This is a genomic window from Candidatus Nitrosocosmicus oleophilus (genome assembly GCF_000802205.1).
Taxonomy (GTDB): Archaea; Thermoproteota; Nitrososphaeria; order Nitrososphaerales; family Nitrososphaeraceae; genus Nitrosocosmicus; species Nitrosocosmicus oleophilus.
The window spans coordinates 328,817-345,531 of the sequence record NZ_CP012850.1 but is presented as its reverse complement, the minus strand read 5'-3'; the positions used below and the strand labels follow the sequence as shown (position 1 = coordinate 345,531).

At 32.5% G+C, this 16,715-nt stretch carries 14 protein-coding genes and 1 tRNA gene; 7 read left to right on the top strand and 8 right to left on the bottom strand.

What is annotated here, in order from left to right; translation table 11 throughout:
- Window positions 1-181: 181 nt before the first annotated feature.
- Window positions 182-1,549, bottom strand: a complete 1,368-nt coding sequence (locus NMY3_RS01705; RefSeq protein WP_196817237.1) for a DEAD/DEAH box helicase — start codon at window positions 1,547-1,549, stop codon at window positions 182-184.
- A 146-nt stretch (window positions 1,550-1,695) separates the two neighbouring features.
- On the opposite strand from NMY3_RS01705, the gene NMY3_RS01700 reads away from it, so the two are divergent.
- The 3 genes from NMY3_RS01700 (at window position 1,696) to NMY3_RS01690 (ending at window position 5,063) form a co-directional block, all read left to right on the top strand.
- A complete protein-coding gene (locus tag NMY3_RS01700) occupies window positions 1,696-2,679 on the top strand; it encodes an EF-Tu/IF-2/RF-3 family GTPase (protein WP_196817236.1) in 984 nt (327 codons plus the stop codon).
- A gap of 115 nt (window positions 2,680-2,794) precedes the next feature.
- Window positions 2,795-4,507 carry a helicase C-terminal domain-containing protein gene (locus NMY3_RS01695; RefSeq protein ID WP_196817235.1) on the top strand — a complete coding sequence of 571 codons (1,713 nt, stop codon included), beginning with the start codon at window positions 2,795-2,797 and terminating at the stop codon, window positions 4,505-4,507.
- Window positions 4,508-4,586: 79 nt separating this feature from the next.
- Complete coding sequence (locus tag NMY3_RS01690; RefSeq protein WP_196817234.1) at window positions 4,587-5,063, top strand: hypothetical protein; 477 nt, start codon at window positions 4,587-4,589, stop codon at window positions 5,061-5,063.
- Window positions 5,064-5,121: 58 nt separating this feature from the next.
- On the opposite strand, the gene NMY3_RS01685 is transcribed toward NMY3_RS01690, so the two are convergent.
- A complete protein-coding gene (locus NMY3_RS01685; RefSeq protein ID WP_196817233.1) occupies window positions 5,122-5,388 on the bottom strand; it encodes a hypothetical protein in 267 nt (88 codons plus the stop codon).
- A 469-nt stretch (window positions 5,389-5,857) separates the two neighbouring features.
- Window positions 5,858-6,127 carry a hypothetical protein gene (locus tag NMY3_RS01680; RefSeq protein WP_196817232.1) on the bottom strand — a complete coding sequence of 90 codons (270 nt, stop codon included), beginning with the start codon at window positions 6,125-6,127 and terminating at the stop codon, window positions 5,858-5,860.
- A 240-nt stretch (window positions 6,128-6,367) separates the two neighbouring features.
- Here NMY3_RS01680 and NMY3_RS01675 point away from each other — a divergent pair.
- The 3 genes from NMY3_RS01675 (at window position 6,368) to NMY3_RS01665 (ending at window position 8,877) form a co-directional block, all read left to right on the top strand.
- Window positions 6,368-6,458: transfer RNA gene (locus tag NMY3_RS01675), tRNA-Lys, on the top strand.
- 135 nt (window positions 6,459-6,593) lie between these two features.
- Window positions 6,594-8,210, top strand: coding sequence for a hypothetical protein (locus NMY3_RS01670; RefSeq protein ID WP_196817231.1), 1,617 nt, complete (start codon window positions 6,594-6,596; stop codon window positions 8,208-8,210).
- 400 nt (window positions 8,211-8,610) lie between these two features.
- Complete coding sequence (locus tag NMY3_RS01665) at window positions 8,611-8,877, top strand: hypothetical protein (RefSeq protein WP_196817230.1); 267 nt, start codon at window positions 8,611-8,613, stop codon at window positions 8,875-8,877.
- 54 nt (window positions 8,878-8,931) lie between these two features.
- On the opposite strand, the gene NMY3_RS01660 is transcribed toward NMY3_RS01665, so the two are convergent.
- A complete protein-coding gene (locus NMY3_RS01660; RefSeq protein ID WP_196817229.1) occupies window positions 8,932-11,589 on the bottom strand; it encodes a hypothetical protein in 2,658 nt (885 codons plus the stop codon).
- A 1,030-nt stretch (window positions 11,590-12,619) separates the two neighbouring features.
- Window positions 12,620-13,210, bottom strand: a complete 591-nt coding sequence (locus NMY3_RS01655) for a hypothetical protein (RefSeq protein ID WP_196817228.1) — start codon at window positions 13,208-13,210, stop codon at window positions 12,620-12,622.
- A gap of 76 nt (window positions 13,211-13,286) precedes the next feature.
- Between NMY3_RS01655 and NMY3_RS01650 the strand changes: the two genes are divergently transcribed.
- Window positions 13,287-13,730 carry a hypothetical protein gene (locus tag NMY3_RS01650; RefSeq protein ID WP_196817227.1) on the top strand — a complete coding sequence of 148 codons (444 nt, stop codon included), beginning with the start codon at window positions 13,287-13,289 and terminating at the stop codon, window positions 13,728-13,730.
- On the opposite strand, the gene NMY3_RS01645 is transcribed toward NMY3_RS01650, so the two are convergent.
- The 3 genes from NMY3_RS01645 to NMY3_RS01635 all read right to left on the bottom strand — a co-directional run bounded on the left by NMY3_RS01645 (window position 13,727) and on the right by NMY3_RS01635 (window position 16,693).
- Window positions 13,727-14,284, bottom strand: coding sequence for a hypothetical protein (locus tag NMY3_RS01645; RefSeq protein WP_196817226.1), 558 nt, complete (start codon window positions 14,282-14,284; stop codon window positions 13,727-13,729). The genes NMY3_RS01650 and NMY3_RS01645 overlap by 4 nt on opposite strands.
- Window positions 14,285-14,326: 42 nt before the next feature.
- On the bottom strand, window positions 14,327-15,226 hold the full coding sequence (locus NMY3_RS01640; RefSeq protein WP_196817225.1) for a hypothetical protein: 900 nt from the start codon (window positions 15,224-15,226) through the stop codon (window positions 14,327-14,329).
- A gap of 279 nt (window positions 15,227-15,505) precedes the next feature.
- Window positions 15,506-16,693 carry a hypothetical protein gene (locus NMY3_RS01635; RefSeq protein ID WP_196817224.1) on the bottom strand — a complete coding sequence of 396 codons (1,188 nt, stop codon included), beginning with the start codon at window positions 16,691-16,693 and terminating at the stop codon, window positions 15,506-15,508.
- Between the last annotated feature and the right edge of the window lie 22 nt (window positions 16,694-16,715).

Below are 16,715 nucleotides of genomic sequence, written 5' to 3'. Positions count from 1 at the left end.
GACTTGTCATACTTGTTCCATCCTTAAAGACGAATAAGCGTTGACACTTTATCTAAAAGACATAATGAATAAATTTTCAAACGATTATTAACAACAAGAAATTTATGAAAAAAATGCTGCATTAATGACTGCCCTTAGCGGATCAAGTCTAATGCATTTTTATTTACTATCTATCGTCCTCTTAGTCTGAATCTCTATTATAGTTATTCCTTCTACCAAGTGGTCTAGTAATACCACTTAGTCTTCTAGATGGATACCTGCTGCTACTATTGTCATAGTTATTCCTAGATGGATACCTGCTGCTACTATTGTCATAGTTATTCCTTGACCTTTGTTCTCCTGGAACCCTGCTTTGACTATATCCTCTTCTGCCATAATTTGATCTAAAGCGATTAGGTCTAGGAGCACTATTGAATTTGAAATCTACTTCTATTCCATATTCTGTGTTTAAATTCTTTAGCGAGTTTGCTGCAATATTTTGTATTTTTCTGAGGGTAAACATGTCGTGTTGTGAAACAAAGGAAAGTGCGGTACCATTTGCTCCTGCTCTTGCTGTTCTCCCTATTCTATGGAAATATGTCTCTACATCATCAGGTATATCATAGTTGATAATATGACTGACAGTAGTAATATCTAATCCTCTGGATGCGACGTCTGTAGCGATAAGAATGTTGAATTTCTTATTTCTAAATCTTGAAAGGGTGCTTTCCCTTTGTCTCTGATTTAAATCTCCATGAATACTATCTACATAAAAGTCGTCATTTCTTAATTTATACGTCAGATCTCTAGCCCTTTGCTTTGTTGCCGTAAATACAATAATATGACTTTCGTCATTGTTTGAAATAGGTTTCAAAGTGCTAACTAATTGTTGAAATTTGTCCTTTTCGTAAAGCATCAAGTATGATTGATTTATGTTTGCCTGTGAAATTGTCTTTTCAATGCTAATTTGTTTCGGATTATGCATTTGTTCTTTGGCAAGTTGCATAATGGAGTCCGGCATCGTTGCAGAGAAAAGGCAAATTTGCTTTTTACTATCGATATAAGAAAGGATTTCTTTGATATCATCAATAAAACCCATATCTAACATTCTATCTGCTTCATCAAGGACAAGGAAATTAATCTTGCTTAACGTAATAGTTCCTTGATTCATGTGATCCAAGAGTCTTCCTGGGGTTGCAACTACGATATTTACACCTTTATTGAGTATTTTCCTCTGCATTTGGAAATTCTGCCCGCCATAGATTGCAACGGACCTCAGGTTGCTATATTTTACAAGTTGATTTATAGTGCTTGTAATTTGTATAGCCAATTCTCTGGTAGGAACTAAAATTAGTCCTTGTAGAAAATTTTTCGGATTTAACTTACTCAACATAGGTAGTACGAATGCGGCTGTTTTACCAGTTCCTGTATTCGATCTACCAATAACATCTTCTCCTTTTAAAATAAGTGGAATTATTGATTCTTGAATAGGAAATGGTTGTTCGATTCCTGTTTCTTTCAATGCTTTAACTATAGATTTTTCAATACCAAGTTCTTCAAAACTAACCAATTAATATATTCAGCTCAGGATTTCTATATGTGACTGTACTATATAAAAAGCAATGCATTATAATGTTCCAATTTGTGGGTTATTTGATCATTATTTGATCTAAAAGCAACGATTTTATTTAAAAAAAACTATACTAATCAAAAGTTTTGAATAGTTTTAATTTTGTTTTACTAGGGGATACAACAATTGCGAATGAGTTGGGGAAAAAAGGGACTTCAAGTGATATCACCATCTATGACAGAAAAACTAATGATAAAATCATCTCTTATTGTTTCCCTAATACTTATCCTGAAAAACTTCAGCCTCTTCTACAGTCAATAGCAATGTCTAACTATGCTATCATTAATATCTCCAAACTCGATTCTTTTCTTGGCGAACAGCTTATAGCGGTTGATATTTTTGGCATAAAGAATGGTTTTATTATATATGGTTATGAGATCGACGTTGAAAAAGTAAAAAATATCATGAAGAATACTGGCTTATCATCATTTCAAATACTGGATAGTTTAGAACAACTGAAAAACAGGATAGCTGAAATGGAATCAAAAACAGAAACAGAAAAAGAAACAGAAACGGATTTAGAAGTTAAAGGAGATGAAAGTCTCCAACCTCCTAAAGCCTGTATTGTAGTAGATCATGTGTTTGACGTTAAGGGAGTAGGTACAGTAGTTCTGGGAACCGTGAAACAGGGGGAAATTAAAACTTATGATGAGTTAGTTTTAAGCCCATCAAGCAAAACTGTGGTTATCAAATCCATTCAAATGCATGATGATCCAGTGAATATCTCAAAGAAAAATTCACGTGTAGGTCTGGCAATTAAGGGTGCATCTGCTAAGGATATATCAAGAGGAGATGTTATTACATCTCCAGGGTTTGCTAAGATAGCAGCAGCTGACTTTCAATTAAGGTTTATCAAGAATCCATACTTTAAGGAAGAAATATCTGAAACACAGAATTATATGATGAGTGTAGGCCTTCAGATAAGGACTGTGAAAATAAAGGTAATGCCTGATTCAATTTTATCGATTTCATTTGAAAAACCACTAGCATTTGTAAAGAAGGATTTGTGCATTTTATTTAAACCGGATTCAAAGGGTATGCGGATTATGGGCCATGGAATCATGGAATGAATTATATCTATTACTTGTCTGTCCTGCCCAAACAAATCGAATCATTTCTTGCATTATTTTTAGGTTACGCTTTAATAATCCGTTTGTCTACAGATAATCATCCCCTGTTATGTCTATGCGAAGTTTTTTCCCTCTAGATTATGTACGTCCAAACCAGGATAATGTACTTGGTGAACTTGATCAAGCACTCAAATCTGATTACAAATTCATATTTTTAGAAGCACCAACGGGATTCGGAAAGAGTGCGGTTGCAGTAACGCTAGCACGGTTTCTGGGCAGTTCTCATATCTGCACCTCAACTAAGGACCTTCAAACCCAGTATAATAGAGATTTTCCATATCTTTCTGAAGTTAAAGGTCGAAATAATTTTCCATGCATCGTTAAAGAGGACATGGGCATAAGAGAAAGTTGCGAATATGGACCTTGCCTGAAGGATGATGATTTTGATTGTCTCTATAAGACTAGAATGAGTGATTATGATGTAAAATCTGAAGGTACCATTTATGAGAACGTGGATATAAACAAATTCGCGTTAAAAAAATATTATGACAAAGCAAAAGAACATTCCCAGCTTGTTAAAATCGAGTGGCAGCCTTGTCATTATTATCATCAAAAATGGATTTCAATAAAATCTAGTCATACTATCTATAATTACAAATATTTTCTATCTGATCTCTTTTATTCATCTGGTGTAAACAAAAGAAAGCTTTTGATCTTAGATGAAGCTCATACGTTAGAATCTGAAGTATCTTCGTTCAAAAATATTGTATTTAGTAAAGATTCTTTAATCAGGTTCTTTCCAAAAATAAATTTACCTGATAATAAACAGACCGACGTCGAAACATGGATAGATTTTTGTGGAGGATTAAAAGAACAATTTACTAGTTATGTTGAGAAATCCGCAAATATTTTGGGATCAGGTGACAACAATCAGGACATGCATATTAGCGAAAAGAATCTTATCGACGCCATCAATTATGAAAAAAATTTGCTTACTTTTTTAGAGGATTTACGCATTAACAAGGAAAATTGGTTAGTTACAAACATTACTAAAAATGAAATAGACAATAAACTTTCAAGAATTAAATTAGAACCACTGGTGGTATCAAGTTATTTTACAGACATTTTTGATAAAGGTTCCGTTTCATTATTGATGAGCGCTACTATCTTAAGTAAAGAAAACCTGTGCAAGGCGGTGGGATTAAAGAACGATGATGTAAAGTTTATACGAGTTGAAAATTCTGATTTCCCAATCAAAAATAGACCCATATATCTGATGAATGTAGCTTGGCTAAATGCAAGAACCATGACTGAGTCTTTGCCAAATATAGTAAAAGTGCTTGATAATCTTCTTTCTGTACATAAGAATGACAAGGGCATAATTCATACAACGTCATATTCACAGGTTCAGTTTATCAAGAATAACTTGTCCAAGGAAAATTTATCAAGACTCATTGAAACCAATCCAAAGTTTGATAGAAATGAAATGATACTAAAACATACTCAAAGTGCAAAACCAACAGTCCTCATATCTCCATCCATGTTTTTAGGAGTGGACCTTAAAGACGATCTTTCTAGATTCCAAGTAATAGTAAAAGTTCCATATCCTGATTTAACTGATAAGAAAGTCTCGGTACTAAAACAGCGTAATCCAAAGTGGTATGAATGGAATACGATACTTCGACTAATACAAGCATATGGAAGAAGTGTTAGAAATGCTGATGATTATGCTAATACGTATATTCTTGATAGCAGTGTTTCGTTTTTATTAAAAAACGGGAAAGAAATGATTCCCAAATGGTTTTCGGAAGCTATTATTACAAGATAGCTATATAACACATTTTATGGTGATTAGCCGTACAAATGTTCATATCATTTTGACTTTTATTATGGAGATGCCTTCGTAGTTGACAAATGAGGTTAATCGTGACTATTCTTTAAAACCTACAGTACGAATGGGTTCTTATTTTTTTAAGTGGTCTGATACCGACTACGGTATTTGTCCAAGTGAAACAAGCATTTTTAAAAATTTTATACGAAAAATGATTCCACTATTAGAATATTGTATGAGTGTCTTGAATTTTGAACACAAGAATAATTCACAAAAAAACCTGCTTAAAGATAAAAAACACAATATTTGTATTATTGAAAAATACAATTCGAATGTTTCTTTTATTATGTATATTGATGGTACGGGTTCAACTGTATTTTACCGTGAAGAAAAATTCCATATTAGATCAAAAGAATTTGAGAATCTCGAGGCAAAGGATCATAACAGTTTGGTTTTACAAACGTGCAATAATAGAATGGCGGATCACAATATAGTTTCACTAAAATGGTTACTTGGGGAGCTACTATTTGACAGGGTAAAAACTACTAATTGATTTTTTCTATTGTTGAGATAATATATTGATTTTAGAATTACAAAAAGGAAAAAAGAGTTTATTGTTGTCCTGCGGCTATGTTACCGTCTTGGAATTGGAACATTAAACCTACGTTGTTACATCCAGCTAAAGTAAAATCTCCAGATACACATTGTGCATTCTGTTCATTCTCTTGGTCTTGTTCGATTTCTTGTTCTGAGTCATTGTGTTTTTTGGTTGCAAATGCCATGTTGTCGCCAAAGGCTATTACTGAACCGATAAGAGCTGCTGCAATAAACATCACTGCAAAAAGTCCAACTTTGTGGGTTTTTGTTATGTTACTCATTATAATCAGAATGTATAATTGAAATTAATTATATCATAGTTTGGATACTTGTTACTATCATTTTTATATGAAATATTGTAGCATATTTATGTATTAGAAGTTTGTATCTCTTTATTTTTTAAATTTACTTGCATAAATTAAGGATAACGTAATAAAAATATGCTAATCACACAATTACGGTTGAAATAAGCGTGGGGTTTAATTGTCCATTGCTAGGATGATATGTGCCTGCCTGCTTGCTCAACGAAAGATGTTCCTCCTTTGTTACGAGTTGTTGTGAATTTTTTTTTTTGATTAATTTTAAAAATTTTTGAACAGGAACTTGTATAAACGGATTGTTATAGAATTTTTATGACGAAACTCTAAGGAAACTATTCACAAATAATCAGAATATTAAAGAATTATTTAGATAAAGTAGTATACAAGAAGTGAATGATATATTAAAAGTTAGATAGACAAAAAAAAGAGTTTATTGTTGGCCTAAGGCTAAGTTGCCGTCGTTACCTTGAAGTTGTAATCCTACGTTGTTGCAGTTAATTAATGATATTGTTCCAGTGACACATTGTCCTGATTGTTCATTTGATTGTCCTTGTTCAATTTCTTGTTCTGCATCGTTAGATTTCTTCTTTCCACCTGCATATGCCATGTTATCGTCGAAGGCTATTACTGAACCGATAAGAGCTGCTGCAATAAACATTGCAAAAAGTCCAACTTTGTGGGTTTTTGTTATGTTACTCATTATAATCAGAATGTATAATTGAAATTAATTATATCATAGTTTGGATACTTGTTACTGCTTTTATTGAATAGTATAATTCTCAAAAATATTTATCGATTATTTTTTTTCAGACAATTTGTACCTTTTTTGGTTGTTTTTCTTGCTTTCGTACTTGGTTTATAGAGGTATTGTGACTGGGGTCAGTCTACCTGTCATTAATCTATAAAATTAAATTATACTAGTTTTATATAGAAAGGTAATGGGCCCGTAGCTCAGCCAGGTAGAGTACCGGACTTTTAACTATTAATAGAAAGAAATCCGGCTGTCTGGGGTTCGAATCCCCACGGGCCCGTTAAAAATTTGACTAAGAATTTGGGTTCATCGTTGTATGTAGTATTTGGAATGAAGTACTCGTTCGTTGATTTATCTATATATATGATCTGGTTAAGGTTAATACTTGCATACAAGGCTATGAAGTTAGTTATTCTTGATAGAGTATAGTAATCTTATAACAAATATCGAAGGAATTTTCTGGTTTCCAAGAGACACTAATATAATATTTGACGGAAAAATAGAGAATGGGGTACTCCTTTTGCAAACTTCAAACAATAGTTTTATAGGAGATGTATCTTTCTTAAAAAACCAGCCCTTTGTCATTATTCATGGCAAATCCAAAGACAATGAACTTTTTACGTTAAAAGGAAGTTTGTCAGAATATTCCAGGATGATGGGCAATAATTCTATGAATTTAAGTTTTAACATATTCTTGGTTTTATATGGAAAATTATTTAGTTCCTTGGCAGAGATAAAGTTTGATGCTCTGATCATTAATTTTACAAATGTCGCAAAATGGATTTCATCGCATATGATAATATATAGTGACTTTTCTAAAGACAATTCAATTATTAGGTTTGATGTTAGTGAAGAAATCGAAATACAGTTCTTGAATGGCCAGCCTATAAGACAAAGGGATGAGTTAACTATTGACAATTTTTATAATGTATATGTTAAAGTAATTTCAAAAAAGGGAAGCAAATCCCTACATCAATGGTTCTACATAAAAAAAATCATTCAAGATTTTTTGAATTTTATTATAACCGACAATAATGTGTTGGTTCATACTCTGTATGGAATAATTAACAATGATATTGAGAACAAAGTAATTGACATACAGTTCAAATCCTTTGTATCATCTAGAATGAATAAATGCGACAATACGAAATCGGTTCTTATTAGATTTGACAAATATCAAGCGGAGGTAGAGAAATTTTTAAAAAATTGGTTCCATTTTGCACAGGACAGAGTCATTTATTCCTTTTATTTTAACTATATGTATGAGACAACTACATTTGAACTTCGAGTGTTTAAGTTAGCAAGTTTCCTTGAAGCCTTTCATAATACATATGTGTTTAATGAGTCGTCATCTCTTATTTATGCGGAAAAGGTTAACAGAAAAAATTATACTTATATTGAAACTCCAGATATGGAGTTAAGTCCCAAAAATAAGAAATATCTAAGGAACAAAAAAGGCAAGACAAGCTTATCTTTGAAAGAAAGATTCACTGAGCTATTTGATCCCTTTTGGAAACTTATTACTGTTCAAAACCCCTTACTATCTTTCGTAACTATAGATGATCCAAAGAGCATAACTCTAGACCTAAAGACTGAAATGAAGAACGAGCTGGTTAAGGTGATTAAAGCAAAATCCGAAATAGACATGAACAAAACTAAAGATGAAAGAGAGAGCATGTATAAGGAGTTACTTCAAAATATTAATAAAAACTGTGAATTAAAATTAAGTTTTATGTATTTAATTAGACGAATAACAATTGATAATTTTGCAGGTATAGCATCTAGATACAGAAATATCATTGGCCATTCTTTAACAGAGCATACCCAGATTCATCCATATAAGTGGTTATACATGGCCAAGATTCTAGAATTCGTTTCTCAAATATGGATCTTAAAAAAGGTATTTGGATTGGAAAACAAGAGAATTGAGGAAATATATTGTCTAAATGAATATGATCCTATAGAGGTAATAATTTATTCTAATATTCAGGAATATAATCATGTTCCACTCTCAGATATTGAGGACGAATAATAAACCTATTTCATTTTCTAAAATAAAACCATCATTGAAAGAGAAATCGCTTAGCCTTGCTGTTACAAATTAGTTGTGAGCTCGATTTTAGTTATACTGGTTGAATAATAAATAAGATCTATAACCTGATAAATTTAGTTTATTATCGAGTAAGCTATTTGTTTACATTAGCATCATTGTCTTGCATCATGTTCATACCGTTTATACCCATCTTCATTTTTATGATTATTATGTCTAACAATTCAATATTTCTCGAAGAGTTTATGAATATTCATCTCCTGAATCCAAAAGTTCACAAGCTAGTTGATCATTGTCTTGGTTGTCATCTGTTAGAATGTCTCTAACCTCGTTTGCAGATTCAATAGTGTTTGTTATGTCTAATGGATTCTGAATTATACTTTTGATAAGGTCGCTAATCGTCTTTGGTTCTTCATTTGGTGGTGGAGTTAAGTCAGGTTTTGCAGGAATTATTACTTCATCAGGCTCGCTTGATATTTACTCATCATTGGTAACTATCAACTCAAATTTAAGATCTGTTCTTTTATTTGTTTCGGCCTCTGCAAACGCCATGATAATAGAGAGAATAATTGGATCATTCGTTGTGATAGTAAGTATAGTTGTAATCTGTAGATCACATGTCATTTCATCCAAATTTTCTGCGGCCTGAAACCGTCACGCAAATAGACTTGCATCATCTATCTAACTGCAACAGTGGATCTCTTCATCTTTCAGAATCTAGTTCGGGGAACCCCGCCATTTTCCATTTCTCATAGATTGTCTTCATATGCGAAGGCATCACATCATAGTGGTTTTCCCCAAAATGCCTAAGGGTTTCATTAATTTCATTTTTTAATGTAGCATCACAAAATTTACATTTTTCATACTGTCCTTCCGTCCTCTTTATTTCTGCTATTATTTTGGGATGACTGATAGTCATATGCTCGTGATACTCTTCTGGAGAGATGAATTGTTTACAGAAACTGCAATGTAGATCGTTTAATCGTATATAAGATAGTAATTTACAGTTCTCTATTTCTTTAAATATCTTCATTTGTAATTCAGGACTCAGGCCTTCATAGGTTATGTGGAAGATATCTGAAAATGTCTTTGCTATTTTATTATCCTTGGCCAATAAGGAAACTAACGGATCTTTGAAATAACTAGTTTCTGTTAACAGGATCCGCTGCATTAGCGAAATGGGAAAAATTGAAATAAATTCCATATTATTGCTAATCAATATTCGGATTTTGGTCAGATCTTTTTCGTCTAAAAATTCTAATATATTGCTAATAGATTCTCCCAAGCCTAATGCAAAATCGCCGTTTCTATTACACGTTTCTATAAATTTATCCCAGAGAGAACATCGATATTCATTTTCAATGTTTTTAAATACATTCCCGGCCTCCTTTCCAAATCCATAAGCAACTTCTGGATATTCCTCGAACAATTTAGTCAGATTGTTCCACATATCAGATTTTAGGGTTTGATCAAAGGCAATAAAAGATTGGCCAAGACCTGTTCCTAGTCCAAGCCCAAAATAGTCTTTATCACGATTGACAGATTCCACCATTGCACGAGTCAATCTCGGATCGCCCATTCCAATTTTGTTTTCATTAAGCCATTTGATTAGATCGGATTGTTTTGATTTGATAGCATTTGCCTTATTAGTCAAGATATCAAAATTAGTAGGTAATAGTGGATTAGATGGTCCCGAATACAGATACTGTATGTTTCTGCCAATAAAGATCCCTCCTAAATAGAGAGTATTGTCATTTTCTGTTATTAAATTTGGGTTGTTTTTAATATAATACGTCAACTTGAGATTATTGTCTGGATTGAAATTGATCGAATCCCTAGCTATGTCATGTAATGAATAATATTGACCAGATAAATATAGCCAGTTATTAAGCGAGTCCAATGGTTCAGGAGGGGGAGATGTTTTGAATATCTTCGATTGCAGTATCTCCAATTGGTCTAATCCTCTACTTATCCCTAATTCATAGCATACTTTCAATGTATAAAGAAAATGGACAAGGTTGTCATATTTCCTGTTACTTTTCAAAAATTTGAACTGCCTGTTATAATATTCCTTGGAGCCTTCTAATCTTTGAGCAATAATAATTGAATCAAAAGAACTAGGATAATTCTGCAAGACATTTGTCAATTCTCTATAATATTCTAATATTAGCATCGGACTCGGATCCTTTTTCCACAATATATCAGATATTTCTTCAATTTTGTGCTGAATATCAGAAGCGTATACCTGCCGAAATTGACTTACTTCTGATCCGTAACTGTGGATTAGTTTCTTTAGATCTTTCTTATCGAACCTTATCTTGTAAGTATCAATTTCTGGAATTTCTTTAACCAAATCAGAATAGGATTCAGGATAAAATGGATTTAAAGACATAATGACATTGCATTCTTTTGAGATTAGTAGATCCAAGGCTTTCCTAGCATCATTAATATTTCTATGAACAAGATCGTTAGGAAAATTATCCCATATCAGTATATCATCGCTATGAATATTCGATACAATTGAAAGCAAACTCTTTCTGTTATTGATCTTATTCTGGGTAGAAAATGGATTGATCAGATAAATTGTTTTTCCTTGATTTAATAAACTCTTTGTAAGCTCGAGAATTGTTCGAGATTTCCCAATTCCAGATCTTCCATACAGAAACAGAACTTTTCTGTTTACAATTTTACTCAATTCATCAGTAAAGACATATGGCATAGGTTCTTCATTTATCTCTTTTTGAACGTTTAGTGCATTTGATAAACTTTGAAGTATCTCTTTTGTTCCTAAGTTAGGAATACTTAAAGATATGCAGGAAACTTCGAGATTATAATTCAGATGAAATAAATCCTTTGCAATGTCGAACGGTGATCTCAGCGATTCAAAAGATCTAGTCAGTTCAGGGTTATTAATCAAAAACCCATCAATCTCGGACGCACTCCAGATGCCTATGTTTTTGACTTTATATTTGGGCTTTAATTCTTCAAATCGCTTTTCAAGTTTATCTCTTGTCCCGCTTTCGGGTACTGATGTAAGTGACACATTGGTAATTATTACATAATTATCACATTGAAGTTTATTTACATTCACAATCGTGTCTAGCTCCGGCTCAATTTCACTTAATAATTCACTTCGAGCATCTTGGTGCCCTCTTAGATCCGTATTATGGAATTTAGCTTGAAATATCCAATGACCATCCCAAGGTTCCAGGTTAGTTGGGTATTGTTTATCATAAGTTGATTTACCTATGTAAACTGCATCTCTACCACCGTCTCTTCCCCGTCCATAAATTTTAGCGGAGGGCGAAATAAACCTCTGAACCAAAGCTTGCGCAAGTCTTTCAAAATTTTCTTGTCCCAATTTACTCAGATCATAACTCATGTGGTTAGGTCAGAGCGTACATAGTACTCATCAGAATAAAAAGGTAAGAGATATCTCAGATTCTTTCTGAAATGTATATATCTCAATTGCTATCAATGGGTGTGCTATAATTGGTTCAAAAACAATAATTTGTTATTCAGAAAGATGATGTTTTCCCTTACAATCGAAATGCCCGCATCATATATTGAACTTCAAACGAAAATATCGCCATGAATTTGTTTCGGCCGCTACAAGGTATGATAACCAATGGATGATGTACCTATCCTTTCGATTATAAGTTAATGTTGTAATCTGTAGATCATGTGTCATTTCAGCCAACTTTTCATCATGGTGAGGCACCTAATCTAAATATCATGACATATTCGCTTTTGGATTTTTTACGAGGTTCATCACTCAGTGATAAACAATTAGAGATATTAGTCAGGATAATTAGTAGTGAGATAATTCTGACAATGTTTTGAGAAATACCTTAGAATATGTTTATGAAAATCTTGTTTTCTAACAATCTAGTCTATAAGACTTAATTAGGTTTACTACTCATCAACATAATATCAATCAGATTGAAGAGTAACAATAAACTGACTAATACTTATTTCTTAATATAAGTAGAGGAGTTACTCTGGGGTGACCTCTAGAATAAAAGATCCATCTATAAATCGAAAGATTATTCTATCAGGAAGGAGACTAATAGATGCTTTATAGTTAAAGAATTATTATTATTCCATGTTCGTAGATTGGGGGGTTACTATTGTTTATCTCGGCCGTGCTAACCGATAGTTTATTTTAAGAAAGGAGCCAGGCAATGCTCTCATGCTAAACCACAGTCGGAGTTAAATGAGATCTTTAACTGAGTTCCACTCCTTTTGTCTTAATAGTTTCTATACTGACATGTAGTCCTAATTTATGAATCTGGATTTTAGAGTTAGATTATATGTAGCAGTTTGAATGCAAAGAATTTATATAAACAATTGAGCTTCTTACCTCACCCAACATTAACGTTTTTTGACCTTCAAGTACCTGAATTTTCAGATTCCTCTTTCCTTTCTTTTCTGTTTACAGGATCCATTTTCCGTGTTTTTGACTTTCTCAGGGGATAATTGAATTTTGATTTCCACATGAGGACAATATAACCTAAAGAAAAGCTTACCATAATACTTCCAATAGCTACAAAATTAGCTTTGTAATCTAAACCCTTTACGGTTTTAATAACGTAAGAAAGTGTCAACAAGGGGTTCAAATCTGAACATTTCTTATTTGATATTTCTATGACATTAAAGCCTTCTTTACTTGCTTGTAAACTATGCAATTGCTTTCCATCGCCAATTAATGTATTCAATGAATATTTTGATCCCATTGGATCAGTCATGTTGAGCTGATAATTAGTAATATTGCCACTGAAATAGAAACTTAAATTTTCTCCTCCATTTAAGAAGATGGGTAAAGTGATTTCCTCGTTGCATCTCAAATTAAAGAATATTGTTCGTGTGGTGGATTCAGTGTCTACAAATAAGAAAGGAACAAAAGCAATAATAATCATTAAGGCTCCAAAGAGAAATAAAACAATATTAGCAATGTCCAGCGTTTTACTTTCAACGAGCAATTAAATCTATATAAATAAATTAAATCTATAAAGAGAATCGATTAATTATATATAGAATTTAGAGATAAAATTCTGTGTGGGCCAGTCTTTTGAAACTTTTTTAAAAAAGCTCATTGATGATCCACTTTTTTTAAAGATAGTTGAGGACTACGATCTCTGCAGAAGGGTTCTTTTATTAATTCATAAGAAAACCTTTTTGTCGTTGGATTATGAGGATTTACTAAGGCAATGCAAGGAAGAAATCGGTAAAGTTGTAGATAATTATTATAAAGTATTGGAAAAACAAGAAATTCTTCTTCAACAAATACCGTCAACATTTGATTTGGTTTGCATTTTCAATAAACATTATACTTTATTGATATCACAAATCTCATTCGTATATGGGGTCAATAAAGAGGAGATATATAAAGAATGGATCAATGAAAATGACAGATTAAAGCTCACGTGTATTGAGATGATTCTTAAAAATGCAATTCTATATAATATGAAAAATAAAATAACTGCAAAGATATCGGATTAAAGTTCTAAATCTTCAGAATATGCTTTTCTCCTTTCCAAGTTTCTATACTGTAATAGAGAAATGGCTTTAAATTCAGGATCATCATAGGATTTTCCTTCCAATAGATTTTCACTAATTATCTTGCGATCTAATTCGGCCAAATCCTTTATTTTGTATTTTTTGAGAACAAGCTTCGTCAACTCTGCGTAAAGATTGTCCAAATTATCTGCTTTCCCTATCTGCGGGTCAACTTTACTAAACGACACTATTTCTTGTACAATTTTTTCTATTGATTCTCTCTTTGAGATTTTTCCTATCAATATTTTTCCCTGATTAATATGAATTCTGGCTTGAATCGGTGCAGCTTCAACATATCTAGCATGAGGAGATTTGGGGACCACCACTTGAAATACTGAAGAGGCCGATGGATTACGGTTGTAACTCCTAATAAGTTTTTTCATATAAAAGGCAGAAAATTGGTTATTATTTTGAACACCATAATCTCCACCTAGGTTTAGAATTCCGACAGAATTATCTTTGTTAGTTACATAAACCACTGGCGAAGAGCTTTTCATATACATAATAATGCTGACGCAAAATAAAGAGTTTTCTTAAGTTTACGATGTGCCAAAGTAGATAAAATGGCCTTCAGAAGCACGTCCAGAAACAGATGATTGTTGTAACGATTCGGCCTTTTCTACTAAACGATTGATTGTTTTTACCATTCTGTCTGCTTCTTCCGCTTTTATTTTGAACGTCTCTTTTTCAGACTCACTCAAATTCTTAGCATTAGAGAACAAGGTATGGATCCTCTCGAACGTAATAAAATATTCTTCATCGATATTACCCAAATTGGAATAAGTAGCGAATACCTCTCGAATATCGTCATAATTTGACATTGAAAACTTTCCATATCGTAACATCATAAAAATTGCTGACGCAGATCGCGTTATTGATTCATATAGTTCACTAATAAAAAATGTCCAAGACTTTTTAGACTGAGAATTTTTTGCATCAATCAAAGACTTTTTAGATTCGTCTATGAGTAATTTCGCTTTACATTTATTATAAATGAAGTCTGCCGCTATATACCATCTACCATTTAGGTTAATTATCATTATATTTGCAGCATCAGGATCACTATCTTCTCGGGGATATAACCCCAATACATCAACTATGTCTCCTCCTAGGATCTGTTCGCCCATTTTATAGTCCTTATTTCTAAGAACCACATTCCCACTGAATCGAACACTCTCATTTAATAAAACGGTGTTACGTGATTCATCTTCAAACATTACTATCTGAGCCATATTCAATCTAAATCCAGAAGATATTTCTTTATTTAGAGCCAAATGGATGATTTCAGGATAAACAATATTATTTAAGATATTTAATGCAAGTGTTAATTTTAGATCATCAGTATGTTCATCTTTGCAATTTATCGTTATCGCCAGTTTTACCTTTTCTCCGGGCTGAGCAGACGATAGTGAAATTCCGGATAAAGATGGAACATTCAATTATCTATTACTTAGAAAATACGAACCAAATGTTAGATAAACCTTTGTATCACATACATGCGACTTAAATCAGAATGAGTTTAAAATTAAAAAAATTATTCCTATTGAGTCATTCGTATATGTACACAGCCTTTGATAGACAATTTGTAATCTAGACCGAAGGTTTTATTATAGATATAAAAAGGACACATTAAACTAAACTATGCATATAAAATGTCCCTTGAAATGATTCTAAAGGCGTACATAACTTGAATTCCTTCTAAGAACTAATACATTTGATTAATATTCAACAGCTATGGCGTTATATAACCATCTGTACTTTATCTTTAAGTTTTCTAATTTTATAAATCCCTTACTATTTTTTAGGGCAGAAGTTATCCTTCGTTTCGGATCAAAGGTTCTATCTAATGGCCTTACTTTTTGACATTTTTCAAGCCATTCTTGTAAAGTCCTAAATGCCTCACCATGGCTTTTTCTTTTTGCTAAATATGGTCCTAAAATGAGCCTTATAGATTCCTTTCTTCCGTCGGAAATACCTCTCTTTAGAAGATCATCTATCCATTGTATTGGTCGGTAAGCAGATGTTTCAGTGTTATAACTCTGGATTTGCGGTTGAAATCGAACAGTGTGCTGTAGATCTAGTTCTTTTTGAATCAACCATCTTCTGAATCCTTTGGTAAGTAATTGTATTGGTGGTCTGTATCCATTCCATGATTGTACTAACATAACTTTTGAATCTTCTAAATTTTTCCCATTTTCCAAACATTTCAAATTAAATGTATTAGGAATTCTTAGAAAACATGTTTTGTAAACAGGCATATGTTGAGGATCGGCCCTTCCATTGGTAAATAATTCCTCGGTGAACTGGAGTAACATCTCAGAAGTTGAATATTCAGGAGTGTTTTGCTTATAAAAAGGAAACAAGAAAGGGAATTGCGATTTAGAAAAGTGCGGATATTTATCTAACACTAGGGAGTCAAGTGGTAAATAAATATGATATCCGTTACCCGACCATATTACTGTTGAAAATACTTTATTTTTACTTTCACTTGAATTGCTTAATTTGGAATATTGTGCACACTGTGCGGACTGTGAGTGCTCTATAGAGTAAGTAGAAGATATTTTCGCTAGAGTATCATCCTTAACTATATCAAGCACTTTTCGAGGATTCTTATAATTAGAAAATAATTTCTGATCTAGATCAATGAATATAAAATCTGGGGGCTGTATCAACTCATTATTTTCATAGATATCAACTGGATATGCATTTATTCTACAATTCTTAAACTCGGCTTGTCGATAAGCTTCAAACATTTCTTCTTTGGTATAGACTGTGAATTGTCCCGAATAATTGGCAGTCATTATCTTTCTAGGAAATAGTTTAGGTTGATGCTTAAAGTGATCTAAAATAAAGTCAATAGATTTCTTTATCTCTTCTTCTTTAATTCGATTTGATATATTATTCATCTCTGTTTCACTAAATGTTGAT

Excerpts from the sequence above, each read along its gene's own strand:
- NMY3_RS01695 (WP_196817235.1), top strand. The coding sequence starts at position 2,795 with ATGCGAAGTTTTTTCCCTCTAGATTATGTACGTCCAAACCAGGATAAT.
- NMY3_RS01685 (WP_196817233.1), bottom strand. The coding sequence starts at position 5,388 with ATGAGTAACATAACAAAAACCCACAAAGTTGGACTTTTTGCAGTGATG.
- NMY3_RS01680 (WP_196817232.1), bottom strand. The coding sequence starts at position 6,127 with ATGAGTAACATAACAAAAACCCACAAAGTTGGACTTTTTGCAATGTTT.
- NMY3_RS01645 (WP_196817226.1), bottom strand. The coding sequence starts at position 14,284 with ATGAAAAGCTCTTCGCCAGTGGTTTATGTAACTAACAAAGATAATTCT.
- NMY3_RS01635 (WP_196817224.1), bottom strand. The coding sequence starts at position 16,693 with ATGAATAATATATCAAATCGAATTAAAGAAGAAGAGATAAAGAAATCT.